This window comes from Deefgea chitinilytica (assembly GCF_016881405.1).
Taxonomy (GTDB): Bacteria; Pseudomonadota; Gammaproteobacteria; order Burkholderiales; family Chitinibacteraceae; genus Deefgea; species Deefgea chitinilytica.
In genome coordinates, this window is sequence record NZ_WOFE01000015.1 from 1 (window position 1) to 25479 (window position 25479).

Below are 25479 nucleotides of genomic sequence, written 5' to 3' on the forward strand. Positions count from 1 at the left end.
TGTGGATTTTCACGCTATTTGCGATTTTTACATTAAATGCGACTAATTTGCTTGAGACCCTTAATTTATAAGGGTTTGGTAGTTGGCATTAATGCCCATCTACGCTCAAGTCTATTTGGAATGTAAGCAAATTATGCGGAAGTAGGGATGAATATTCACATTATTTGCGATTTATCTTCGCTGGACGAAGCTTGATACGATTCAAATAATTACAGAGTAACTATGGAAATTTGCTATTTAGTAAAATGTATGAGTCATTGGGTTGAAATTTATTAGGTTGGGACACATATATTTTCTTACTATCACGATAAAACAAACGGGATCTCCCGTTGAGAAACATTATTGGTCAGCGCCACCTTAATGCAATTGAAACGACCAATCCGCATCTGCCGGTTGCCGATAAATTAAATGGAGTTATTTTATGAGTGTTGATACATCAAAGATTGTAGCTGTTCATGACACGCCATCCAGACAGCAAGCAAATGAATTACTTTCAGAGGGCTGGGTTTTGCTCAATACAGGTACGGGCACTGACGAGAACGGAGCGGCCTATACATTGTTTGTACTCGGTAGACCCGAAGGCGTTACTCCATAGACAATTAACATGCAGTTGCTTTTCCCATGCTGGTCAAGTGGCCAGCATCAGTAAAGCAACTCGGAAAAGGAAAGATGCTTATGTCGGATGAGCAAAATATTCATGATGACAGGCTCCTTGCTGACGAGCTCGAATACGTTGATGTGACTGTTGGCGTACTCTAGCAGCCAGCACGGCGGCTTTGAATTGAGAACAGTGAGTGCGCCGGCGCCTGCGAGGCGCAGCTTGAAGAGGGAGTATAGCGTCCATGTGTCCACCTAAATCATCGTGGACACGATCATCCCAAGACGGGAAAAGCTATTCAACGTGGTTTCGTTGGACGCTTACGGTTCTGCATCTGCGTGATGAGCTGATCTGCAATCTCTCGACTCTCAGCCCAATGAACCATGAACCATGAACCATGAAGCAGAATACAGAAAGCAAAACCATGTTTTTTACTAAAAACCAATCAAAAACTGACTAAAAACAATGGTTTTTCCTAGTAAAACCTAACAAAAAAAAGTACATTCGAAAGAAAAATAAATTTTGAATTACTGTAATGAAACTTCAAAACGATGAAAATCTAACAAAACCTAATAACCCCAAAAGGCTATAGGAACTGCTAATGTGGCATGATAACGAAACGACTGTTGACTACGTCAACTTCCGCTTAGTAGCAAAAGCCTGCGCAGAACTCATTCGAGACACTGGGGGCGAGCCAATATCGATTGGAATCTCAGGAGGATGGGGAGCAGGAAAATCATCGCTCGTGCGAATGATTGCAGCCGAATTATCACCCGAGCAGGCTAATGTTGAAAATACAGCAGAACCGATCAATTCAAAGCACGTGGTGGTCACTTTCAATCCTTGGCTTTACCAAGGATTTGAGGACGCGCGTACTGCCTTACTGCAAACGGTTGGCGATGCCATCCTTGACGCCGCAGCTCAAAATGCAGGACTTGTTGATAAAGCCAAGGCACTCGTCAAACGAATAAATTTTCTGCGACTAGCACAACTTGGCGGTGAAGTTGCAGCAACACTGATCACAGGAGTTCCGGTCGGCCTAATTGGAAAAGTGTTTGAAGCTGGTGCTAATGCAGTGAAGAGTGAATCGATTAATGATGGTATTACAGCCGCCAAAGATGCATCGAAAGCCACCACTGGCCTCTTGAATGAAGCCACTCCCGTTTCGCTACCAAAAGAAATCCAGTCCTTCCGCAGTGCGCTTGAAGAGTTACTCATAGAGTTAGATATCACTTTGGTGGTTTTTGTTGATGACCTCGATAGATGCCTACCGAAGACAGCCATCTCAACGCTAGAGGCTATCCGACTGCTACTATTCTTGCGTCGAAGTGCATTTGTCATCGCGGCAGATGATGTATTCATCCGTGGTGCCGTTCGTGTGCATTTTGCTGGCACCGGCTTGGACGATGACGTCGCTACTAATTATTTTGACAAGTTGATTCAAGTTCCGCTGCGCGTACCGAGGCTTGGCTCCAATGAGACCAAGGCATACACAGCACTGCTATTTTTGGAGCGAGCGCATCGCAGCAATCAGCTAGACACCAAGAATTTCGAGGCTGCTAAAACCAATGTGGAAGCTCGGTTGCGGGAAACCTGGACAGGGAAATCTGTTGATCTCGCATTTCTAGAAACTCTGGTGCCGAAGGGCGATACAGAATTGCTCAGCCTAATGGGTTTAGCCGAGAGGCTGGCACCACTGCTTTTTAGTGCAAGCACGGTTCAAGCCAACCCCCGGTTAATCAAACGATTCCTCAATACAGTGTTTCTGCGCAAGGCATTGGCCAAACCACAAAAAATCGATGTGGACGTTCAAGTGTTGGCTAAGTGGCACTTGCTTGAGCGGTGTGACGAGTCAGTTGCGAATGCTTTGGCAGAAAAGGTCTCCGCAGAAAGCGAAGGAAGGATTGGGATCCTTCACGACGCAGAGGTGGCAGCAAAGAATCAGGAAGAGAAGCTTTCATCACCCTTTGGCGACAAATCGTTTATTCGTGAGTGGCTACAGCTTGAGCCTCTACTTGGGGATATGGATATGCGACCCATTCTGCATCTCAGTCGCGATAGCACCGTAAGGGATTTTGGGGCAGATGATCTGAACGCAACAGGAAAGGCATTGCGTGATGCGCTAGTGGCTGCTCGAAATTCGAATGAAGCGTTGAAACAGCAGATTCGAGAAGCTGGTGATTTCCAATCTGGTCTTGCCATGGCTCGTGCATGGGAACTCCGGCGGTCTAGCCGCACTTGGAAGAAGGCTGAAGAAGTATTGATGCTGGTAGAGGTCTCTCGCGTTCATCCAAGTGCTGGGGCTCGTGCGGCTGCGCTTGTGAGCCAGGCTCCTGTCATTCAGCTCGCACCAGGATTGGTATCGGCATTGATAGATTGCGATTGGATGAAAGACGTTCTATCAAAGTGGGAGCTGGATGACCAGATGCCGCCGCCCGTCAAGCGTGCAATTGAAAACGCGAGGAAGAAGAAATAAATGGGTACGTCGACTTCAAGTATGGGAGCCGGATCGGGCGTTTCTTTTGATCCTCCATGGCTAAGTGGTGCTGAAGACGGTATTGATTCTAGTCACGCCGACAAGCCCATATCGCCTAGCGTTGTTCCTGACGAAGCTGATGCACATGGATCAGAGGGCAACCAAACCACCCCACCGCCTGAAACTGGCCCGACTGTTGCGCCGCCGGGTCGTTATCAGGAGGCGCGTAGAGCTCTGACGGGGTTCGTGCGCTCAGGTAGTGGTTCGGATCTGAAGCGAGGTCTTTCGAGTTTCATTAAAAAGGGAATGGGTGGCTCAGCAAAAGCTGCGAATCGCATGCGCACGAGTGCTGTGGCAGCCTCCTCTTTGGGAGGCTTTCTGGCCGCTGCTCGTGACGGCACAGATCCAGGCATCAACGCTTGGGTTGATTCAGTAAAGCAACGAGGTCTATCAGCTGGGGATGCAGCACTCGAAGTTGTACAAAAGCTGGTACCAACAGGGGGAAGCATTGATGAGGAATCTGCTAAGCACGCAATGAATCAGGCGATTGCTCATCTTTATGAGGTTGACCCCAATGCAGATATCTTTGATCTTGCCGACGATCAAATTGCCAATGTGATGTCATACACAGTAGCGTTCGATGTCTACAACCGTGTTCAACTTGAGCTTGGCAGAGTTTTTGAAAAGCTGAAATACGCACCCCGAGTCATACAAGAACGCCTAGCACAGGTACTCGACTACATCATGGTGGTTGTTAATCGCTCATTCGAAAATGTCCGTGCTGGTAGTGAGCCGCGCTCGATGCGTGAAATTGCGACCTCAGCGTTACAAGATGCACTTACGGTATTTACAGAATCATGAAAATTCTTTGCTCAAGTATTAATGCTCTGCCCGAGATCTTACCAATTGGCACTAGGGCATTTACCTTTTTAGAAGCATCATCGCGAACTGACGTCGGGCGTATCGCCTGTGGATGGCAACGTGAACTTGAAAAAGCTGGCTATTCTCCATCGATTTCGACGTGGGATTTCATGCTCTTTTGTTTTGCCGTTTATGCGGCAGATGTGGCCGTTCTTCGAAAAGGTAGCGCCGATGGCTGGACGCGTCAAATTGAGCTCGATATTACGCTCAATGATCCCGGCCCATGGGAGGCAAACAGAACTATTGCCGAAGAAATGCTTCGAGTGCTCTCCGGAGATTTCTGGAAACTTCGGTTTCTACCAAACGGTCCCACACCACCAAGAGGGCAGCGTCGGTTATGTGACCGCGATTGTGTTGCTCTACTTTCGGGTGGATTAGATAGCCTGATTGGCGGAATAGATGCCACAACGCAGGGCCGCAGACCAATTTTTGTATCGCAGCGAGCTTTTGAAGATTCCGATCGACAGATTACATATGCCAATGCATTAGGTGGAGGCGATTGGCACCAACAGTGGAGTCACAAAGTAGTTTTCAGCGGTAAAAAAGAGCCGTCAACTAGGGCGCGATCAATGGCATTCTATGGCCTTGCCGTACTAGCGTCTTCACTACTGACGGTCAAGCGGCCTGATATTTTGGTACCAGAAAACGGTTTTATAAGTATCAATCCACCGTTGCTTCCGGGGCGGATGGCAAGCCTCAGCACAAGAACAACACATCCACAGTTCATGGCTCTGCTTCAGAAATTGTTTGATGCCGTTGGTGTTGACGCCCAATTGTCTATGCCATATCGGTTCAAAACGAAGGGAGAAATGTTAGCTGAGTGTGCAGATCAAGCTTTGTTAGCGAGTTATGCCTGCAACACGACGAGTTGTGGCCGCTTTCGCACCTACAACCGAATGCACTGTGGTCGATGCGTGCCTTGTATGGTACGCAAGGCTGCTATTCAACGCTGGGGCTACTCTGACACGACAACGTACAAATTCTCGTCACTCTCAACGGCAGGAAAGACGAGTGCGGATGACCCGATGGCGGTGGCTTGTGCTGTGCTTACTGTTGAACAACGAGGGATTGATTCCTTCCTAGGAGCCACGTTGACTTTTGCATCTGCCGCTGACCGTCCACACTACCGTCACGTTGCTGAGCAGGGCTTGGCTGAGCTAGCTGCATTGCTTCGAAGAGATTGTGTGCTGTGATGGATTTTCACTGCCACCTGGACCTCTATCCAGACGCGAAGCAAATCTACACTGAAGCTCTGAAGCGAACAGAGTTTGTGTGGCTGGTGACGACGAGTCCAAAGGCATACGCTGCAACCTCAAGAGTTCTGCCTGCCACCCAGAAGATTTTCATTTCCCCAGGGCTTCACCCTGAGATCGCGGATAAAAAGCACGGCGAACTGGAGATGTTATTGTCGCAAATGAATGCCTGCACGGGCGTCGGCGAAGTTGGTTTAGATAATTCTGCACGATATAGCCAGCATTTTGAGCTCCAAACGCACATTTTTAAATCCGTTGTAGAGAATGCCGCTCGACTTGGCGGACGAGTTCTCAGCATCCATTCGCGAGCGGCAGCTAGCAGGGTTCTAGACATTCTAGATGCGAATCCCGGCTTTGGCACAGCAGTACTCCATTGGTTTACTGACTCGCCTTCATTGCTTCGACGTGCTGCAAGATCCGGATGCTGGTTCAGTGTTGGTCCCGCAATGATGGAGTCTGCAAATGGTCGAAAGCTGGCGGCACTAATGCCGCTTGATCGAGTTGTTTCGGAGAGTGATGGACCATTTGCTAAGATGCGAGGCATCAATGTGATGCCATGGGAAGCCTTGTCAGTAGCTTTAAGACTCGCAGAAGTCTGGAACATATCAAAAGAAGAAACATCAGCAGTACTGAATTCAAATGGATTGCGCTTGATTACTCTTTTAACAGATCAATATTCTTAGGCTTGGTTGCACAAATGGAGGGTGTCCTAAATTTTGTGTAAACGGTCATTTGGCAGGAAACTGCCGTATTGCCCGGGGTACTGCTACACAACGCACGATAAAAGCGTACACGCTCACGTGAGCAACAATATCACTACCATTTGCTGCCAAGAGTTCCCCTTTCTAGAGGAACTGCAGAATGAACTCTAACCAGTGCCTAATCAATCACGACTACTTCGAGTTCTTGATGACGTAGCACAGTCCAGTGACGATCAAGACTCCCAATACTGTGTTAATGACTTGGTTGCTAGTCGAGGTTCCAAGCATTGCACGACTGGCAAAGCTTTCGCAGTTGTTCGCTATAAGATCATAGCTCCCTTTCCCACCCTTAATTTCTGCAAGTGCTCTTTGAGCAACTTGAAGATCCGTGTGTGGCCCTGTATTTTGTTCAACTCGGATTTCACCGTTGTGGGCATACCGTTGCTGGAAATTTCTGAACGTTGCAACTTGATATCCGTAGTGCATAAATTCAGCGATATAAATTTCGCTGTCGTATATTCCTTTACCAAGAATGATTGCATGGTGCTTGGGGCCATCCATCCCGAGTTCATTGGTGATGGCTCCCACCAAGCGAGATCCTGTCATGTCAATTTGTTGAATGTGCATAGAATTTGGGCTAATTGATTAACTCTGTGAGTTTAATCTTCTTGGTGGTGCTCATTCAAATATTTGTAAGGTAGCGGTTTAGCGCCGCAGGTAGAATAGGCTTTCTGTAAATAGATTGGCATTCTGCATTTCGAGAAACGCGCTTCGAAATGCACGTGCATCTACAAGTGCATGATGTGCAGGCCATTCAGGCGTGAAAAAATTATAAAGCGCGCGCTGAAAAATCGGATTACCGATGAACTCGCTGGTGAGCATCTGTTTTTCGCCAACGTTTATTGGGGGCTGATCATATTCATCCCCTAAAAAAGCATCGGTCAGCAGTTCCCAATCGGCAAAATAATCGAACATCAGCGTGGCGGGCTCCGGTAGCGCTTCAAACCAAGCCCGAAGACGTTGGGTGAGCTCAGTTCGATTACATGTCGCTCCTTCAATGCGCCCAAGCAGCGGGAGCACCGCTTCGCGCACAAAGTCGCTGCAATCTTCTGCACGGTAGTCATTGCGCTCAGCATAGAACTCGCGACCATCTTCACTCACCAGCGCAATACTGATCAGATCGATTTGCACGAAATCAGTAAATTCAGTATCGACAAATACGCGCATCATTATGCCTCTCAAACAGACCTAATTACTGGAGATCGTGTTAAGGGGGGTTGCGTAACCAAATGGAAAATACTCCACTCTACCTGCGTAGATGCCGCTTGTTTGGCTTTGCCACGACACGGGTCGGAGTTTTTCCATTCAGATGCAACGGAACTACTTACATGCCAGCGTAGTTGGTCTACGGCACTTCAACTACTCCACAAAACCCCATTTCAGATTGCCTCTAGCACACCTTCGTAGTTGCTCCGCTTATAAACTGTGCACTGGATTACTAATTATGGCTCTTGATAAAAAATATATGGCCTTTTCTACTTCTTTATCCCAACCGAAACCAGCATTCAATCGAAAGCAATTTTCATAGCGGTTATCGGACGCAAAGAGGTGACCAGGAGCAATTCCAATACCTTCCTTGCGTGACAATTCAAAAAGTTCGCGTGTATTAATGCAGCCACTTGGTAATCTAACCCACAAAACGTAGCCTCCGACAGGGTCTGATACATATGTGTTCTCAGGAAAATACTGAATGATTGCTTCACGCATTTTTCGAATCTGATATTGCAACGTTTTTCTAAGCTTTCTCAAGTGCACATCATAGCCACCCGTGCGAAGAAATTCTGCAATGGCAGCTTGAGGATACACTGCGGTTGCCATCGTTGACGAATACTTTAATGATGCAATTTTAGAGGTCCATACACCACCTGCAATCCAGCCAACACGAATACCGGGAGCGAGAATTTTTGAGAAGCTACTACACAAAATTACATTTTTACTAAGTGCTCGTAAAGGTTTTGGTCGAGTAGAGGCAAAGTGCGTATCACCATAAATATCATCTTCAATAATGATGGTGTCATAGCGCTCGGCAATACTAATTAATGTGCTTTTATGCTCATTGCTGGGCGTTGTTCCTGATGGATTATTGGAGTTTGAAATTGTAATAAGAGCTGCGATTTTTTGATTAACCAATATTTGTTCTAAGGCAACTAAATCCAACCCCAACTCCGTGCAGTCGACTTCTACAGCAACTAGACCTAGATTTTGTAGCATTTGTAAAATAACAAAATATGTTGGCGACTCTACGACGACTGAATCTCCAGGTTCTGTTACTGCTCTTAACGCTAGAGTTAACGACTCGATACATCCATTCGTGATAATGATTTCCCGCTGGTCTAGCTCACAACCATAGTCAAACGCTCTTCTGACAATTTGTTGCTTCAGGGGAGGATATCCCGTTCCACGGATATGGTTCCCCAACAAGGTGGGATCTTTATAAATGAGCTGCCTCATTAAAATACCTAGCTTTTTCACAGGGTATAACGCAGTTTCCCCATTCGCAAGATCGAGCCTAATCCGGCAAGGTGTGCCTAACACAGACAAGTGAAGCTCCGTTTGTTCATCCAAAGAAGTTGTTTCAAACGGTTTGGGGTTTGAGGCATGCAAAGACTTGTAGGAGCGCACATAAAACCCAGATTTTGGGCGAGCCTCAATCCATTGCTCTTGCTCTAGTGATCGCAAAGCCTGCAAAGAGGTCATGACACTCACCTTGTGCTCTTGAGCCAAAGCCCGTACGGAGGGCATTTTTGCATTGGGAGCCAACTTCCCGCTTCTGATGAGTTCTTTCAATTGATCGGCAATTTGCCGGTACTGCGCTTTTTCTCGTGACATACCAAAAACTTACAAACAAGACAATCTGTTATACAACAGATTGCTATGTCCTGTGTATATGTAAAGGCAAAAATTGACATTAAAGTTACGAAATCAATGTAAAACCTTAGCTCGGTTTCACAATAAAAGTCAGCATTGAGAAATTAAAAGTTAGTTAAACTTGAGGAAACAGCAAGATGATTAATAGTTTGAACAACCAAGAACCGAAACAAACCGACATTGTTGAATTAAGGTTGTCTTGGGTGACGGCAATGGCCTGGCAAACGCTACTTTTGAACAATCAAGTTGCAGAAAATTGTTTTTCTTCAAAAATGCCTTATTTAGGAGAGCAAGCAAAAGAAATTTTGCCCATCCCTATTGTTGAGGCGCTTCAGGAGTTCCGAGAAAATCCAAATCAAAGTGTCTTAATTTTACGCAATTGCCCAATTGATCGAATTTTGCCTCCAACACCCTATAGCGGGAAATTATCTCCAGCTCAAAGTCCTATCAGTTGTTTGGTTAACTCTTCATTATATCAATTGATGGGAATTGAGCCAATTGTGTATGAAGGCGAGAATGATGGTAATCTTTTTAGGCACGTTGTACCGGCTAGATCTGCTGTATTTTCAAAAAGTTCTCATGGATCAAGAGCAAGGTTTGGCTATCACGTTGATAACCCTGATTTGGCATTGACATCAGAACCGCTTGGGAATCTATCAGCTTGCCCTGAGTATCTATCCTTATTTGGTATGCGTTGCGATCCTAATGTGTCAACGACATTAGTCTTGACTAGACAAATATTAGAAAAGCTACCTGAAAATGTAATCGATATTCTTGCAAGTCCAAGATTTACTATCTGCCGTCCAGCATCATTTGGCTCAGCTAAGAAAACAATGGGACTACCGCTTATTGCGAAGGGCAATAAAGGCCAGTGGTTGTCGCGCTTCGATACCGAAAATACATATGCCGAAGACCAAGAAGCTGATAAAGCATTAGAGATCTTAAGATCAACGCTCAGCTCTCAAGAGTACGACATAAAATTGCTTTTGTTACCAGGTGATTTTTTGATTTTTAAAAATCAACAAATTTTACACGCGCGTGATGCCTTTACTCCACTAAATGATGGGGTTGATCGTTGGCTAATTCGTGTATTTGGAATTGGAGATCAAAGCAGAGTAATACCGACCTCTGCAGCAAGGCCTTTCGAAGTTAGTGCTTAAACTAAATTATAAAATAAAACAGGGGATTTAATGTGGAATACTTGAGCGAATTTTGGCAAGAATATTGGATGCTGGCAATACTAGTGCTGTGCTTGATTTCTTTCTTTGCTGGTTTTGTGGATAGTATCGCTGGTGGTGGTGGGTTATTTCTGGTTCCAGGGTTTTTAATTGTTGGATTGCCTCCTCAAGTTGCGTTAGGCCAAGAAAAAATAGTAAGTACTTTAGGAACTATTGCAGCAATTAGAAACTTTCTAAAAGAGAGTAAGATGCTATGGAAGGTTGCTATCTTAGGAGTGCCGTTTTCGTTGGCTGGCGCTTATCTGGGGGCTCACCTTATTTTACTTATACCTGCAGAAATAGTAGCTAAGTTATTATTGATTCTTATTCCAATTGGTATAGTGCTATTTTTAATACCAAAAGACAAAGAAGTAACTCAAAAACCCGTTAGTGGTCGATTGTTTTACTTAATGGTTCCATTGATTTGTTTTGTAGTTGGATTTTATGACGGTTTCTTTGGTCCTGGTACAGGCAGTATGTTTATTATTGCATTCCATTATCTTCTGAAGTTGGACCTTGTTTCTTCATCGGCAAATTCAAAATCATTTAATTTTGCTTCCAATATCGGTGCTTTAGTTGCATTTGTTATGGCCGGTAAGGTTATCTATCAAATGGCTCTGCCACTTGTAATTAGCAATATTATTGGGAACCACTTTGGTAGCAAACTTGCTGTTTCCAATGGATCTGCTTTTGTTAGAAAAGTGTTGGTTTTTTCAATGTTAACTTTGTTTTCGAGTTTGGCGGTGAAATATGCGATCTAATACTATTGATGCAGACATTCCAATTTGTTCAACAACACTACCTAATCATTCAGGCCATTTTGGGAAGTATGGTGGCCGTTATGTGCCAGAGACCCTTTTTGCCGCATTAAGTAATTTAACCATTACTTATGAAAAAATCAAAAATGATCGCGGTTTTTGGAGTGAGCTTCAGGCTGACTTTGAGTCTTTCATAGGACGACCAACGCCAATTTATCACGCTAAACGGTGGTCAGCGATGCTTGGTGGTGCCCAAATTTACTTGAAGCGAGAGGATCTAAACCACACTGGCGCTCACAAAATCAACAATAGCCTTGGGCAAATTCATCTTGCAAGAAAACTTGGCAAAACTCGAATTATTGCCGAAACGGGCGCAGGTCAGCATGGCGTAGCAACGGCGACAGTTGCTGCTCGCTTTGGACTTGAGTGTGTTATCTATATGGGGGCCGCTGATGTGGAGCGACAACACATTAATGTAGAGCGCATGCAAATTTTGGGAGCGAAGGTAATTCCTGTTACATCTGGGACGCAGACCTTGAAAGATGCGCTCAATGAAGCGATGCGTGATTGGGTGACAAATATTGATAATACTTATTACGTCATTGGCAGTGTTGCTGGGCCTCATCCATATCCAATGCTGGTCCGCGATTTTCAAGCCGTGATTGGTCGAGAAAGCCGACAGCAAATGCTGAAACAGCACAGCAAGCTTCCAGATGTAGTGATTGCATGTGTTGGAGGAGGCTCGAATGCAATCGGGATGTTTACTGAGTTCATCCCGGATGAATCGGTTCGACTGATTGCTGTCGAGGCTGGTGGATTTGGCGACGAAATTGGCGAACATGCGGCAACGCTAAGCAAAGGAGTTCCTGGCGTCCTTCATGGCAGCAAGACCTATATTTTACAAGATCAGCACGGGCAAGTTTCAGAAACCCATTCTATCTCCGCCGGGTTGGATTATCCCGCTGTTGGTCCTGAACTGTCTTGGCTTAAAGATAGCGGACGAATTGAAACTCATATTGTTGGTGACATTGAAGCCACCAAAGCATTTTTCAATTGCAGTCGGATCGAAGGCATCATCCCCGCATTGGAGTCCAGTCATGCACTTGCCTACGCGGAAAAACTTGCCAAGACGATGCGTTCCGACCAGAAAATATTAGTCAATCTATCGGGTCGGGGGGACAAGGATATGCACCTTGTATCACATCATTCATCTGAATATTTATCGGAAACTAATTCATGACACAAAAAACAAATCTTCGTATTGCTCTTGTTACGGGAGCATCTTCTGGTTTTGGTCGTGCAATTTGTACTCGTTTAATTGCTGATGGTTATGTGGTCATCGCCGCAGCACGGCGTATTGATCGACTTCAACAATTGCAAGATGAGTTGGGTTCAAATCTCTATCCACTTGAATTAGATGTTCGCGATTTGGATTCGGTTGCACGTATTAAGGAAATAATCCCCGAACATTTATCTGATATCGATTTGCTGATTAATAATGCAGGTCTTGCCTTAGGTATTGATCCCGCACAAAAGGCAAGTTTAAATGATTGGTTGACGATGATTGAAACTAATGTGATTGGGTTGACATGTATGACACATGCGATCTTGCCAGGCATGGTGAAAAAACAATCGGGCCACATTATTAATATTGGGTCAATCGCGGGGAAATATCCCTACCCAGGTGGGAATGTTTATGGTGCAACCAAGGCTTATGTGGCTCAGTTTAGCTTGAACCTAAGAGCTGATTTGGCAGGGACATGCGTCCGGGTCAGTGATGTTCAGCCAGGTTTGTGTGGTGGGACTGAGTTTTCGGCAGTTCGGTTCCATGGTGATTCAGAAAAGGCTAATGCGCTTTATGCCAATGTAGAACCAATTCTTCCTGCTGATATTGCTGAGACTGTAGCTTGGGTTGCTGCGTTGCCCAAGCATGTCAACATCAACACAATTGAGCTGATGCCAACAGCCCAATCTTTTTCAGCTCTACAAATAACGCGCAATATCAAATGAAAGGAGGCCGATGATATGTCGCGCATTTCGACTTGTTTTGCTCAGCTTGATGGAAAAAAAGCTTTGATTCCCTTCATTACGGCTGGTGACCCACATCCAAGTAGTACTGTTTCACTAATGCATACTATAGCAAATGCAGGTGCCGATATTATTGAACTCGGGGTTCCCTTCTCTGATCCGATGGCTGACGGTGAGGCTATTCAGCGTTCGTATGAGCGAGCCTTAGATAACAATACATCTTTGCATGATGTTTTGCAGATGGTTAGTGAATTTAGAAAAATAAATGCTAGTACGCCTGTTGTTTTAATGGGATATATGAATCCTATATGTGCAATGGGAATTTCAACATTCGCGCGTGCAGCTAAAAATGCAGGGCTCGACGGTGTCTTAGTTGTAGATTGCCCACCAGAGGAAGCAGTTGAACTCTCTAAAATACTTAGTGAAGCGCAATTGGATTTGATATTTTTATTAGCACCTACAACAACGGATGCTCGGGTTGGAGAAATCGCCAGAATTGCAAAAGGGTATGTCTACTATGTTTCCCTGAAAGGAACTACAGGTGCATCAAATATTGATGTGCTCAGTGTTGAGCAGAGTCTGGCCCGTTTTAAGAAGCAAATCAAAGTGCCAATTGGGGTAGGTTTTGGCATTTCAAATACTGAAATTGCCGCACAGATTGCGCCACTTGCCGATGCAGTGATCGTTGGTAGTCGAATAATTAATGAAATGGATGCTTCTGACGAAAAAAACATTCATTCAAATGTTGACTCACTAATCAAAGCATTCAACGCGGCGGTTAAGGCGTGATTATTTTAATCCAATCCTGATTAAAGGCGTGTTGCATAACTGATTGTAAAACTCTCCGCTTGACTTTCACGGGAAGGCTTATGTTTATTGGCGTTGCGGTAGCGCAAGCGAAACGCTTTTCCAGTCAGTTGCAACAGACTGCTCATACTCGAGTATAGGATTTGGATAGGGAACCCAGCGAGGGAAATAAATGGCCAATTTTTGGTGAACCAAACTCAGCTCTGTGTCGCTGCTGCCGCTCAACTCACTGGATAAATGCGTGAGTGTGGGTGATGGTATCAAATAAGAGTAGGTGGCTAAATTGCTAAGAATGTGCATTAAGTAGGCCTGCTAAGCTTGGTTTGAATGCTGCTGAGCAAAGTCTTTGATTTGTATCGAAGCAAAGTCAGCAGCATTCAAACTATCTGTGTCGTGCGTACTTATCAAATCGAAGTAATCTAGACCGGTAATCCATGCTCAATTGAATACAAAATTCGCTCCACTTCCTGCGCACCATATGCAGTATCAAGCATAGATAGTGGCGTAGCATTATCCAGCATGGAGTGTGGTCGCAAAAGCCAGTCTCCTGCAGAAATTGAATCCCCGAAAATGGTAGCTGCATGATTAGCTACTCTAGCTAAACGCAATAAGCGCTCGCTGGCTACAGAATCGAGCCGCAAGCCTTGTCGGACTCTATACCGCAATGAGCCAATACTCAAGCCGAGCATGCTCGCTAGCTCAACAGGGTGAAGTTTAAAATGAACGACAAGTTTCTCAATTTCTCTGGCATCCAGCCCGATTCTTATTGCCTTTATTTGACGCAATGGTTTCGACGCAAGTAAGCTGTTGGTTGCTATCATTATCTTTTCCATATTGTTGTCTTGTTCACTGATTAGGTCAAATTAGTACTAATTCAAGAATAAACAGCGGATTAAACGACGGTTAGTAGATGTATATCCAATCCTTAGACCTTGGAAAACAAGCCCATCGAGTCGATTGGTTTGGAAATTTAGCTTATCCTGATCGGGGGCATAGGTGGACGCAGCCCTCTATTTGTGTTGTTCTTTCTGAGGTTGAGTACGGCAACTATGATGTTACTTCTCTATCAGTGCAGCAGTGTGAAATTTGGATTCCGATTGGGCTATTGCCTTTACTTCGCGTTGGAGATATTTGGTTACAAGGTAAATTATTGTTCTCTGCTTCAGATTCGGATTTAGAGATATTTAGTGGTTTGGAAATAAATCGACAATCAGTTGTAACGATTAAAGCTGGAGTAAGTGATGGGGCAGGTAACTTCTATTTACCTATTGACGCATTTAATGCTCATAAACGACATACGCATTCTTATTGCATTCTGATCCAGATATCTGAGCAAAGGAAAATTATAATTCCCTGCTGGGAGCTAGTACGTTTTTATTTCGGGACCTCCGGTAAAGTCCTTGAACGACTTGTAAAACCGAATCTATCTAAAAATCAGTTATTTACTAATGTTTCTTATTTTGCGCCTCGCGGGCATTTATGTATAAAGTTGGCTCCAGGTATTAAAGGGTTTAGCGCAAGTGATGTTGGTCGTTTAGCATTATCTGAAAATGCTTGGAATGCCGCTCTACGTGTTTCAGCGTCATGTCTAAAGGCATCGATATCTGGTGAGCCGATATACCCTCACACAAGCTTTCCATTTGAAGGAAATACGACCCTGAGTGCTTCTGGTCGTTGGATTCGCCATGGTGATCGAGAAAACTCAACGTTTGTAGTTAACTATCTTCGTCAGTGCTCACATCCTTTTCCTTTTAAATCATTAAGGTACGAACTTGATCAAGGCGAACTCTTAAGAAAAAGAAATACAGAGTTGAATTCGTCTAAGGTGCAGGAAAAATTTCAAGTAGTTGCCAAGCCTAGTGTTGACTCCCGCATCATTGATGGTGATCCTGGAAAATCAAAAAAACCGGTAAGCAGAGTTATCGGTTCTTTCCTACGATTTCCTGACCTAGATGGAAAAGAAGTATGGCGCTCTCTTGATGTTCAATCAGATTTAGTTTCGATTGAGCCAAATCAACCAATTTCTACTATAGACCATTGTCCCGAATCAGTTGGAGATGCTGTTAGCTCTGCCAATACACGAGCAATAGATATATCACTCACTCATGTGCTTGGCGATCCTCAAAATCAAAGCCCGCTGCCTGTATTTCTAAAAAAATTATTTGAAATTCACACACCAGCAGAAAACACAACATTTAAATTACTATTTTTTGGCGAAAGCTCAAAAGCATATTTCCAAGTTCCTGCAATGGTCGATGAAGACGGGGTGGTTACACCAGATAGTTGGTTCAAGACTGAGAGCGGCAAATTCCGCATGCGTCGAGCATGCGCACTATTGATGTACGATCCCAGTGGTATGAATTTGATTATCGTTGTTGAACCTGCACACGGGTGCGTCAGTGATGAGCCGCTTGCGCAACTTTTTATTTGGGAAGAGGATAAACCGATCACTTTGCATCAAATGCAGCAAAATGCACTCTGGACTGCTTGTCTGGCTAGACATTACACAGATGTTGAAGTTTTTAACGTGTTTACTTAACTTACCTTACATATGATCTGTGCCGATTTTACCTATTCTCGTTGATACTATGAAAATGCCATCCATTACACCTAAGTTTGGAAAGCCTGATGGCTCTGCACCACTTGTAATAGCGTCGGTGAAAAAAAGAATAATTGGCATGCGATATGCTTTCACGAGTGGTTTAAGTGCAAGTTCTAAATCGGCGGGATCACAGAAATTCGAATCGGGGCTTGAGCAGGATTTTTTGACCTTGCTGGAGTTTGATGCTGATGTACTCAGCTATGAATCTCAGCCTGTAACGTTGCGCTGGAGCGCTGACGGCAAGAAATTTTCACGCTATACACCAGATGTATTAGTGCACTATCAACCTAGCACAAAACGACCATCCACTTTGTTCGAAGTGAAGCCCCAAAAAATCTTGTGTAGAGACTGGCAGTTGTTTCGGCCTCGATTCAAAGCGGCAGTGCACTGGTGTCGATCACATGGCTATAGCTTTCACATTATTCGTGATATCGATATTCAAACTCCCTATCTGACCAATGCGCAATTTCTCCTCACATTTACCGATGCACGGTTGAAATTTATAGATGTCGCCCTTTTCGAAAACAAAAAACAACGCTTGTTAGCAATTCTCTTTGAATACAAGTTTTCGACGCCGGCTCAACTCGCCAGATTGGCTGCTGATACTCCTGAGCAATCGTTGGACTGGATTCCATTTGTGTGGAATTTATTGGCACATGGGCATATTGGTACTGATTTGAAGGTACGATTGGGAATGAGCACGCCGATTTGGAGTTTGCGTGATGGCTGAACAATTTGTGATCGGTGATTTATTGGATGGCGATGGTCATCGTTACTGTGTTGCTCGGATTCTAGATAATGGGACTGCGCGTTTAATCGACTTGGATGATGGCACGTACCGTGAAGTGACAGACTTGTGGATGACAAGAATCGCTAGGCATGCAAAAAAAGATAGCCATGCGGATTTGGGTCTTTTTTCAGAAAGACACTGGGACAAAGCACTGCAGCGTTTTGAAATTATAGCGCCAATCCTAGCTACGTCTGGAGACCGGATTGCAAATGTTTTGGCCGCTGCCGAGCGTGCAAAAGTTGATCGTGCGACAATTTTTAGATGGATGCAGCGATATCAGGATACAGGCACGATTTCATCACTAGTCAGAAAACCACGTAGTGATCAGGAGCGTGGACGCATTAACACTACTGCTGAAATGCTGGTTCTTAAAGTCCTCAAAGAGCACTTTTTAACAGATCAAAAGCAAGAAATTACTAAATCGTATCGGGACTTGGAGATGCAATGCCGTAATGCCAATGTTCCTCCACCATCATATTCTACGTTCTATCGCCGTATTAACGCACTTTCGACGGTAGTGCGAATTTCTGCCAGGGATGGCAAATCAGGGAAAAGGAGAATGAAGCAAGTTGTAGGCCGTTTTCCGCGAGCAGATTTTCCCTATTCCGTTTTGCAAATTGATCACACGCTGGTTGATATCAGGTTAGTAGACGAGGTTAAGCGATTACCTTTGCCACGCCCTTACATCACTGTAGCGATCGACGTATTTTCACGGATGGTGGTTGGATACTACATCTCATTTGATCCTCCGGGTGTTTTAGGCACTGCAATGTGCATTGCCATGTCCATTTTACCAAAAGCTCCATTTTTGCATGTGATGGGACTGGATTATGACTACCCATGCCAAGGATTTCCTAAAAAGATCCACGTTGATAATGCCAAAGAATTTCGCGGCAATGCGCTTAAAAAAGCATGCGAGGAATACGGCATCGATCTCGAGTTTCGTCCGGTCAGAACACCAAATTATGGTGGGCATATTGAACGCCTAATGGGTACGCTGATGTCCGAAATCCATGCGCTACCTGGTACTACTCGGTCACGCTCGACTGAGCTTGGTGACTACAAGCCAGAAGAAAAAGCCGCTATGACCATGCAGGATTTTGAACTTTGGTTTGCCAATCTTGTGATCGGCCATTATCACCACGAAGTGCATAAAGGGATTGAACTTCCACCGATCGAGAAATTCAAGGAAGGCATCTTTGGTTGTGATAACTCCCCAGGTATTGGCTTGCCCTTGGCGCCGACAAGCGATGAGGCTATCCAGAAACTGAAACTTGATTTTATGCCGATGGCAATGCGGACGGTTCAGCGTGAAGGTATTGCGATTGATAGCATACATTATCAGGCAGATGTTTTACGTCCTTGGGTCGAAGCGGTTGATCCAGCCAAACCGTCAGCTAAGCGAAAATTTATTATTCGGCGTGATCCTCGGGATATTTCTTGTATTTGGTTTTTTGATCCGAAGCTCAAACGGTATTTCCGAATTCCATACCTTAACCCACTGTTTCCTGCGATCAGTATTTGGGAGTTACGTGAAATTAAGGCTTACCTAAAGCAGCGCGGTAAAGAAGCAAAAAACGAAAGTGTTCTTTTTTCGGCATACAACGAAATGCGTCGTATCGAATCTCAATCGGTTGAAGAAACGAAGCGAGTACGTGTGCAAACGGCGAAGAAAAATTCCCGGGCTCAAAAGGTGGCTCAAACAGGTCTGAAGCCACACCCGCCAGTTATTCCGCCGAATCCCCAAACTGTGGATGATGATGACGACGACTTGATCTTGCAAACGCCATTCAAAGTGGAGCCGCTATGATTGAGCAGGATGCTAATGATGACCCAGATATGGATTCAAGAATCTTTGAACTAGAAAAAACAATCTGGTTTAACTATCCACTGGCCGAGGCGTTATTGGAGCACCTTGATTCGTTGATCAAGCATCCGCCTTCCCACCGGATGCCCAATATGGCACTGATTGGGGATTCAAATAATGGCAAAAGTGCATTATTGAAACGATTTGCAAGCAAACATAACCCGCCAGACTTGATTGATGACCAGCGAATTCGATTACCGGTATTGGTAATGCAATGCCCAAGTAATTTGAGCGAGGGACGCCTTTACGGCGAATTACTTAAACGGCTTTTTGCCGAAGGTAGCATCCGAGAGTCGGCTGAATCCATGTTTAATCGACTAAGCACGCTCGTCAGGCAACTTAGTATTCAAATGATCGTGCTCGATGAATTTCACAATGCTCTAACTCGCCCGCAAAAAATGCGTGAATGCATCAATACCGTTAAGTACATGTGCAATGAGTTTTGCATTCCTTTTGTGCTCAGTGGCACGCCAGAAATGCTAAGCGTTTTGCAATCTGATGCTCAGTTATCCAATCGTTTCCCCCCGCGCGACTTGCCGAAGTGGCCACTTGATGATGACTTCAGGCGAATGATCCACACAGTAGAAGACAGTATGAAACTCAAGGAAAGCTCTGGACTGCACAGAAAAACCTTTGCCCAAAAAATTCACATTGAGTCCGGCGGACTGTTAGGTGAAGTCATTGATCTGCTTCATCTGCTGGGTGTTCAAGCGATTAAGAGCGGTACAGAACAGATTACTCTGGAGATGCTGGACCGTGAATACCTCAAAAACCTCGGATGGTCTTCTCCTTCCCTTCGAGGTATGCAAACTTCAGGATTTTGATGTCTTCAAAAGCTTAAATGGCCGCTTACCCATTAATGAGCGCCCACTGCCAGATGAGCTTTTTACATCGTGGTTTCACCGGCTGGCTTGGTTGAATGGCATTAAGTCCCACCGTCTAACCAAGAAATTTTGGCATCACCCTGGTACTCCTTGGGGCGGAGATGGCGATCTCCGAGTCGCTGAAGTCGATTTGCTGCGTATGGCCGACATCGGACGTGTGCCCTATCAATTGATATGGCAAACCAGCTTAAGAAGTTATGAAGGGATTATTTACCAGAACACAGCTGATAATCCCGCGGGCATTCGGCCACTTGGTGGCCGAGGAAAACAGCGTACAGCGCATGGTATTGCCTTCTGTCCTGAATGTTTGGCGGGCGATCAAATGCCTTATTTTCGGCGTCGATGGCGAGTAAGCTATGTCGTCGCCTGCATGGAGCATCGCCGCCTGTTACTCGATGCTTGTCCGGGTTGTGCTAGCAGCATTATGGTGATTAGCGCTGACGAAGGGGCAAAGAGCTTTCCGCGATACCCCCATTGGACTCGTTGTATTCGATGTGGATATGACTGGCGGAGAGAAGGGGATCTGGCAGAATCAATTAGTCTTTCCGATTCTTTTTGGCAATTGCAGTCGCAAATCCACGGAGCAATAACCCACAGCTGGACAATCGGGCCAGACGGTTCGGAAATAATGTCACTTGGCTATTTCCAAGGACTGCGCTACTTGCTTCGCGCATTAATTGGGTATCAATCCCACATAAAAATACGCGAAATTGTAGCCCCACATTTTGGTGAACTTGCATTACCCCCACAACGCAGCCAACGTTCCTCTTTTGACCTTCTACGCCAATGCGATCGGGTATTTCTGATGCGGTACCTCGCGTGGTTGCTAGAGGAATGGCCAGATCAATATATTGCTGCAGCAATAGGGGCCAAGCTCAGACCTTCATATCTCGATATGTACCGAGGGGATATACCATTTTGGCTCAGCAAAGCATTTGATGCCTGTCGGAGCCATCCACATTACCCGACTTCAAATGAAGAATGGGAAAGTGCTCGGCTCTATCTTCAGCGCAGAGGGATGGAGGGGAACAATTTTCAAGTGAGTAAGTTAGTTGGGCGATATTGGACCGTTCGTAGGTCGAGCGGTACGCGCGATGCCGCCAACGATTATAAGTTGAGCTCAATGTAATAAGTACCTGTTCAATTCTTCAGAACATATTCAAAAGATAAACACTGGGCAAGGCAGAACGAATGTTCTATGCTAGTCTGCTGTTGTCACCTCCAACAATCGGGATTGCTCTCATGATTTTGCCATCATCTATTCTTGGTATTCCGGGTTTGGGTCTATTATTCACCCTTGTGCGCTGGGCCTATGGATATGTAACCAAATGGTTATTTTTAAATACTTATCGAAAATCTCATCAAATCTGGACAGATCGACATCAGCTTGGTGCTTATTGGACTAAATGTGGAGAATATTTTGAATATTCTTATAATTTTGCATTGCAAGTTGATGATCGAGATCAAAAATCAAAAATAGCATTCAAATCGCTGCGTAATGATATCCAAAGAATCTCATTAATTTTTGAAACTGAATCAGTTGTTGCTCGTTATCAGGAATATATTAAGCTAAATGATCTAACCGAGAAGCCAATAATAATGAGCCTATCTAATATACCTAGGTTGGAGATATCAGGACGATTTAAAGATGGGATGCCTTTTTTTTCGTGGGATGATTTTTATTTAAGAAATGTCCAAATAGATTTTATTGATGGAACGGTTGTAAATATTAATGAGTTGCTGCGATCTAGTATGACCCAAACATGGGCGTTTAATTCAAAATGGAAAAGAAAGTGGAGTAGTATTTGGAATGTAGACGCAATAGATTGGGCTCAGCACAGGATGGCTCTTTATTGGCAATATAGATTTGGAATGCCTTTAGTTCGTATTTATGTTCCATATTCTGTCCAGCGCAAGCTAACGTTTGAATTATTGTTGGCAATAGCGACAAGACCCATCGCATTAATTATGGCAAGTAAAGCTGCTATTTCTATCCAGTTTTGGTTGGCCATTTGGAGTGGGCTATTTGTTTTAAATAATGAATCAGAATTGCAATGGCGTTGGGGGAAGGCTGATGAATTAGAGTCGATTTAGCTATCTTGAAGACTTGAGTCCACTATGGCTGTTCTCTTACTAATTGCTTAGGAGGGCAGCCCATAGCAAGTTATATCCAATCCATCTATGCTAACAAAATTCTCCTGTAAATCAAACTTGACCAAGTGGGTTAACAATCGAATTGCAGGCTGCTGCGCATATAAAAATAGAATTTATTTTGTTGAAGGAAAAAAGTCTCTTATATCTGCAATAACTAAATTTTGGTTTTTGTTTTTTACAGAATACAGAGCATTATCTAAACCACTGAATCCCATCAATGGGACACTGATATCGTTTGCTATTGTCACATCACAATAAGTCGCACTATCAAAGAAGGATACATGTTTTCGACAAGCCAATGGCCGATCAGGATAAATACTACAATTCCCTTGGGAAATGTCCAGAAATGGGCAGGGCTTGCCTGCAAACGTTGATAGTGGGTGGCTGATTGAGAAAGATATTTCCTTTGCTTTTTGAGCTGTGGCTGTAGAGATCCGGCTCGCCTCTTCGCTAGTAATGCTAATATTCATATGGCAACAAGAAGAGCACCCTTCTTTGCATGCCACAAAAGATGGGCGCAACCGAAATAATTCTTCGGCCACGAGATAAATATTTTGCAACTTACTCTTATTTGATGCATTCATAGACTGGATTTGTATTGGTAGCCGATCCTCTTGAGCGATAACTTCTTTAGGGATTGCGTTCATGTAGGCTTCGCGCCGAGATTCGGCTTGAATTAGTTCGTTTTCAGTTGGGTTCTGCATTGCACTCTCCATATGTACCAAAATTAAATATCTCTGATTTCCCGAACGTACCTGAGTTATGCACTAATTTTCTTGCTCACTCGGTACTCCAACTGAGGAATTGCCACCCAATTATCACGCGTGATACCTGTTCCAATCCCTATTGTAGAGGACTACTAAATTTGGCCACAAATTTATGATTGAATAGTCCGACAGCTAAGGTGCGCATCCGTCACTTTTCACAGTATTGGAAACTATGGATGACGTTTTGTGATACAAATACAGCGCTGTTCCGCCCATCCATGATGGTGCGTCCGTACAATGAATTGAAGATCATGGTCGAAATAAAGTAATCATGCCAAAGCTAATTATCGATGAGAGCATGCTTGAACGAATTGCTGCTAGCTTTATAGGTCTACCAATCACTATGGGACCTGATGGAAAAATGCTGGCCCCTGGCATTTTTGACCTACTTGATGCCGATCCCACCGTTTCTAGCTGGATGCCCAACGACGATCGAACTAGCAAGCTCGTGCTTGCTGTAGAAGCATGCCGTGATGTTACATTTTACTCAGAACGCCTAGTCGATTTGAAAACAAGACGGAGAGCCATGAGGGGAGTCACAGTGCCTGTCTGTAAACTTATGGATGTTACGGCAGATCTTGTGTCGGGATTGAATGACAAATTATCTCGCGACGCCCGTACTCAGTGGCCAAATGCAGATCAAAAAACTTATCATGGGGTAGCTAAGCGTTTAAAGAAAACCCGTCTACAAGGTCCCGTTAGGTGGGTTCGCAACAAGATTGCGGCACATCTTGATGCTGAGGCTTTTACGGCAGGCACCGAGTATCTCAAGCTGGACGACGTCTTGGGAGCCTTCGGAGATTGCGTGGTATTGCTAACGCTGTCGATGAACTACCCATCAAGCTGGTTCAGCTGGATTCGTGGTCTCGGCACCTCGCCTGATGGTCAGCAGCACATCGTAGAAACGATGTTCGAATATCCACTATGTATTCGCTGGATCACGGACTCGGACGGACATCCAATTGCTTTGAGTAATGCTATGTTGGCTGAAGATCCAATGCATGAGCTTCAAGCTCAAATTGTTGAAGCCGTCAACGGATACAACGAATTGGTAAGAGTGACAAACACACAACTTCCATTCATTGCCATGAATCAGAGAAATGCCGCGGCAGAATCCGTTCACAAAAACTCGGCGGCTAAAAATCAGCTTGAAAAGATAAAAATATTTTAACCTTCCACAGGCTAGCGAGCCCCGAATCAATAGCTTTCGCCGTGGCATCCATTCTATTAACTTTTTTACTTTACATTGACGAATTGTTGGCTCGAGGACGTCTAATAAGACATATTTAAAAACTAGCGAGTTTGAATCATATGCATTACGCAATTGAAAGAGAAACTGGAAAAAAAATATCAGCTATTGATTTTGAGAAAAAGCATGGCCATAAAACCACAGAGGGAAACGAGCCATCTTTAGCAGAATGTCCATATTGTCACAGAGACCTTTATCTTCGACAGGGCACAAAGACTCTACATTTCTGGCATGGAAGTTCTGAATATTTTTGTCCAAGCAAAGAGCCTTTCGGTAGGTCGTATATATCCCTCACACCGAATCGACCAGACCCTGTGCATGCAGCCGAGCTACGCCGACAATTTAAAGAAAATTGGCAACTACACTATAAAGAACTTGAACGAATAGTGCCCTTCCTTCATATAAAGGAATTCATTTCGATACTTGATGAGGCGCACAAAAAGGATATTTTTGCCTACACAGAGCTCCAGATTGAAGATATGCCATATGTACTGGCTCTGACGTTAGACTTTGTACCGGTAACTAGCAAGGGTAAAGCGCGACACTTTTGGTTTAGGTTTTGGTACTCAGAGCAAGGGCGATCCATTGAAGAGCTGTGGATCCGGGGTGCTAGAAAACCTAATTTAGTACGCGCTTCGTTTGTGCCACCGACGTCTCCTGCACGATTCCCAGACTATGACCGCGACCTCGTTAAGGATACTGAAATATTGCGAAAGCCATTTCTTGAAGAAAAGCCACCTCAATTACCATCTTTTATATTAGAAACCGTCACAAAATGGTTCTCGAAGCATCCAACGTTTTAGTACAAATATCTAAAATTTTGGTTGCCGCTTGTTGCGCTTTTTCTTGGCATAAGAAAAATTCTAAAGATTGAGTGGCCGTCGGCTGCTTATCGAATATGGACCATACTTGATGTGTTAATTGACTACGCTTATTTGAGCAATTTTCAAGATCTATAAGACAATTCCATGCGCGCGCCCATAAGTGATAGTCCCGCTCGCTCAAAAGCCAAAATGACACACCGTAGCCGATTTTGATCACTTCTGCTTTAGCAATACGTTTAGCAGGTGCTGTTGCGTTCCCCTTCAATAGCGCAGTCGTTTCCGCCTGATCCATGACGTGTTCAATTAGAATTGATCGACGTTCCCGTTCATGGGATTGTCGGAATACTAACTCCGCGGCAATCGACTCCTGATCGCAAACAATCACGTTGATACTAGATTCATCTGAGGAAGTCCACCCCAATGTTATGAGCTGGAATCCATCTAAAGAGCCCTTAGCCTTGAGAGTAGTTGTCTCAAGTTCAATAATGAGAGAGTCATCTTTGATTTCACCTACGTTTTCGATTACCCCAACAAGATGTGCAATTGACATGTTGCAAACTTCTTTATTCATAGTAGTTCCCAAAAGTGTAAAAATTCATTTCTCAATCAGTCGCAAATATTGTGAAAATAGTCGCAATTAATTTGAAAACTCACA

At 44.4% G+C, this 25479-nt stretch carries 25 protein-coding genes; 18 read left to right on the forward strand and 7 right to left on the reverse strand.

Translation table 11 applies throughout. The features are described from left to right. Window positions 1-421: 421 nt before the first annotated feature. From GM173_RS15580 to qatD, 5 genes are all read left to right on the forward strand, one after another. Window positions 422-595, forward strand: coding sequence for a hypothetical protein (locus tag GM173_RS15580; RefSeq protein ID WP_203572316.1), 174 nt, complete (start codon window positions 422-424; stop codon window positions 593-595). Window positions 596-1199: 604 nt separating this feature from the next. Beyond that, window positions 1200-3074, forward strand: a complete 1875-nt coding sequence (locus tag GM173_RS15585; protein WP_203572317.1) for a KAP family P-loop NTPase fold protein — start codon at window positions 1200-1202, stop codon at window positions 3072-3074. Beyond that, window positions 3075-3935, forward strand: a complete 861-nt coding sequence (gene qatB, locus GM173_RS15590; protein ID WP_203572318.1) for a Qat anti-phage system associated protein QatB — start codon at window positions 3075-3077, stop codon at window positions 3933-3935. Next, window positions 3932-5188, forward strand: coding sequence for a Qat anti-phage system QueC-like protein QatC (gene qatC, locus GM173_RS15595; RefSeq protein ID WP_203572319.1), 1257 nt, complete (start codon window positions 3932-3934; stop codon window positions 5186-5188). Before qatB ends, qatC begins: the two co-directional genes overlap by 4 nt. Continuing rightward, entirely contained in the window at window positions 5188-5931 is a 744-nt protein-coding gene (gene qatD / locus GM173_RS15600) for a Qat anti-phage system TatD family nuclease QatD (protein WP_203572320.1), read from the forward strand. Before qatC ends, qatD begins: the two co-directional genes overlap by 1 nt. Before the next feature lie 210 nt (window positions 5932-6141). Here qatD and GM173_RS15605 read toward each other — a convergent pair whose 3' ends face one another. The 3 genes from GM173_RS15605 to GM173_RS15615 form a co-directional block, all read right to left on the reverse strand. After that, window positions 6142-6576, reverse strand: a complete 435-nt coding sequence (locus tag GM173_RS15605) for a lecithin retinol acyltransferase family protein (protein ID WP_203572321.1) — start codon at window positions 6574-6576, stop codon at window positions 6142-6144. A 78-nt stretch (window positions 6577-6654) separates the two neighbouring features. After that, the gene (locus GM173_RS15610) at window positions 6655-7140 is read right to left on the reverse strand and encodes a hypothetical protein (RefSeq protein WP_203572322.1); all 486 of its coding nucleotides are present in this window, start codon (window positions 7138-7140) and stop codon (window positions 6655-6657) included. A 285-nt stretch (window positions 7141-7425) separates the two neighbouring features. Further along, window positions 7426-8838 (reverse strand): aminotransferase-like domain-containing protein, encoded by a 1413-nt coding sequence (locus GM173_RS15615; RefSeq protein WP_203572323.1) that lies wholly within the window; start codon window positions 8836-8838, stop codon window positions 7426-7428. 176 nt (window positions 8839-9014) lie between these two features. Between GM173_RS15615 and GM173_RS15620 the strand changes: the two genes are divergently transcribed. From GM173_RS15620 to trpA, 5 genes are read left to right on the forward strand one after another with little or no spacing between them, the layout of a single operon-like run. Further along, window positions 9015-10037 carry a TauD/TfdA family dioxygenase gene (locus GM173_RS15620; RefSeq protein ID WP_203572324.1) on the forward strand — a complete coding sequence of 341 codons (1023 nt, stop codon included), beginning with the start codon at window positions 9015-9017 and terminating at the stop codon, window positions 10035-10037. Between the two features lie 32 nt (window positions 10038-10069). Then, window positions 10070-10855, forward strand: coding sequence for a sulfite exporter TauE/SafE family protein (locus tag GM173_RS15625; RefSeq protein WP_203572325.1), 786 nt, complete (start codon window positions 10070-10072; stop codon window positions 10853-10855). Next, a complete protein-coding gene (gene trpB, locus GM173_RS15630; protein ID WP_203572326.1) occupies window positions 10845-12092 on the forward strand; it encodes a tryptophan synthase subunit beta in 1248 nt (415 codons plus the stop codon). Before GM173_RS15625 ends, trpB begins: the two co-directional genes overlap by 11 nt. Next, the gene (locus GM173_RS15635) at window positions 12089-12862 is read left to right on the forward strand and encodes an SDR family NAD(P)-dependent oxidoreductase (protein ID WP_203572327.1); all 774 of its coding nucleotides are present in this window, start codon (window positions 12089-12091) and stop codon (window positions 12860-12862) included. The genes trpB and GM173_RS15635 overlap by 4 nt, the downstream gene beginning before the upstream one ends. Window positions 12863-12877: 15 nt before the next feature. Then, window positions 12878-13669: a tryptophan synthase subunit alpha gene (gene trpA / locus GM173_RS15640; protein ID WP_203572328.1), complete on the forward strand. Its 792-nt coding sequence runs from the start codon at window positions 12878-12880 to the stop codon at window positions 13667-13669. Between the two features lie 84 nt (window positions 13670-13753). Here the strand turns inward: trpA and GM173_RS15645 are convergent, their stop codons facing one another. Together GM173_RS15645 and GM173_RS15650 are read right to left on the reverse strand one after the other, a co-directional pair. Then, complete coding sequence (locus tag GM173_RS15645; protein ID WP_203572329.1) at window positions 13754-13987, reverse strand: hypothetical protein; 234 nt, start codon at window positions 13985-13987, stop codon at window positions 13754-13756. A gap of 119 nt (window positions 13988-14106) precedes the next feature. Then, complete coding sequence (locus GM173_RS15650; RefSeq protein WP_203572330.1) at window positions 14107-14508, reverse strand: Xre family toxin-antitoxin system antitoxin; 402 nt, start codon at window positions 14506-14508, stop codon at window positions 14107-14109. An 89-nt stretch (window positions 14509-14597) separates the two neighbouring features. Here GM173_RS15650 and GM173_RS15655 point away from each other — a divergent pair, with 89 nt between their 5' ends. From GM173_RS15655 to GM173_RS15680, 6 genes are all read left to right on the forward strand, one after another. After that, the gene (locus GM173_RS15655) at window positions 14598-16226 is read left to right on the forward strand and encodes a hypothetical protein (protein WP_203572331.1); all 1629 of its coding nucleotides are present in this window, start codon (window positions 14598-14600) and stop codon (window positions 16224-16226) included. A gap of 49 nt (window positions 16227-16275) precedes the next feature. Further along, complete coding sequence (locus tag GM173_RS15660) at window positions 16276-17019, forward strand: TnsA endonuclease N-terminal domain-containing protein (RefSeq protein ID WP_203572332.1); 744 nt, start codon at window positions 16276-16278, stop codon at window positions 17017-17019. Then, window positions 17012-18889, forward strand: a complete 1878-nt coding sequence (locus tag GM173_RS15665; protein WP_203572333.1) for a TnsB C-terminal domain-containing protein — start codon at window positions 17012-17014, stop codon at window positions 18887-18889. The genes GM173_RS15660 and GM173_RS15665 overlap by 8 nt, the downstream gene beginning before the upstream one ends. Further along, window positions 18886-19770 carry a TniB family NTP-binding protein gene (locus GM173_RS15670; RefSeq protein WP_203572334.1) on the forward strand — a complete coding sequence of 295 codons (885 nt, stop codon included), beginning with the start codon at window positions 18886-18888 and terminating at the stop codon, window positions 19768-19770. The genes GM173_RS15665 and GM173_RS15670 overlap by 4 nt, the downstream gene beginning before the upstream one ends. After that, complete coding sequence (locus tag GM173_RS15675) at window positions 19703-20959, forward strand: TniQ family protein (RefSeq protein WP_203572335.1); 1257 nt, start codon at window positions 19703-19705, stop codon at window positions 20957-20959. The genes GM173_RS15670 and GM173_RS15675 overlap by 68 nt, the downstream gene beginning before the upstream one ends. Window positions 20960-21021: 62 nt before the next feature. Further along, a complete protein-coding gene (locus tag GM173_RS15680; protein WP_203572336.1) occupies window positions 21022-21924 on the forward strand; it encodes a hypothetical protein in 903 nt (300 codons plus the stop codon). Between the two features lie 173 nt (window positions 21925-22097). Here GM173_RS15680 and GM173_RS15685 read toward each other — a convergent pair whose 3' ends face one another. Next, window positions 22098-22688, reverse strand: coding sequence for a YkgJ family cysteine cluster protein (locus GM173_RS15685; RefSeq protein ID WP_203572337.1), 591 nt, complete (start codon window positions 22686-22688; stop codon window positions 22098-22100). A gap of 361 nt (window positions 22689-23049) precedes the next feature. On the opposite strand from GM173_RS15685, the gene GM173_RS15690 reads away from it, so the two are divergent. Together GM173_RS15690 and GM173_RS15695 are read left to right on the forward strand one after the other, a co-directional pair. Continuing rightward, window positions 23050-23922: a hypothetical protein gene (locus tag GM173_RS15690; RefSeq protein ID WP_203572338.1), complete on the forward strand. Its 873-nt coding sequence runs from the start codon at window positions 23050-23052 to the stop codon at window positions 23920-23922. A 140-nt stretch (window positions 23923-24062) separates the two neighbouring features. After that, on the forward strand, window positions 24063-24803 hold the full coding sequence (locus GM173_RS15695) for a hypothetical protein (RefSeq protein ID WP_203572339.1): 741 nt from the start codon (window positions 24063-24065) through the stop codon (window positions 24801-24803). On the opposite strand, the gene GM173_RS15700 is transcribed toward GM173_RS15695, so the two are convergent. Next, window positions 24769-25395 carry a hypothetical protein gene (locus tag GM173_RS15700; protein WP_203572340.1) on the reverse strand — a complete coding sequence of 209 codons (627 nt, stop codon included), beginning with the start codon at window positions 25393-25395 and terminating at the stop codon, window positions 24769-24771. The two genes, GM173_RS15695 and GM173_RS15700, sit on opposite strands and share 35 nt — an antisense overlap. Window positions 25396-25479 lie beyond the last annotated feature (84 nt).